The sequence below is a fragment of the Peribacillus sp. SIMBA_075 genome (genome assembly GCF_046534585.1).
On the sequence record NZ_JAWRYN010000960.1, the window covers coordinates 1 to 258 of the forward strand.

Consider the following 258-nt stretch of genomic DNA (forward strand, 5'->3'; position numbering starts at 1 on the left):
TACGGGACACTGCCCGAGCAGCTGAAGCGGCGCACCTCGTTCGCGAGCCGGCTCCGCCAGCTGCTCCGCATCCGCAACCAGTGGGGCATCGCGACGGCGCGCCAGGTCGACGTGCCCGATGTCGCCCACCCCGGGATGCTGGTGATGGTGCATGAGCTGGAGACGCTCGACGAGCAGGGCCTCCCCATCGTGCAGCTCACCGTGCTGAACATGACCGGAACGGCCGTGGACGGCACGGTGCGTTCGGAGGCGCTCCCC

General features: G+C 70.2%; 1 protein-coding gene. It reads left to right on the forward strand.

What is annotated here, in order from left to right:
• On the forward strand, positions 1-258 hold a 258-nt coding region (locus SB775_RS31120; RefSeq protein WP_410865131.1), incomplete at both ends, for a hypothetical protein.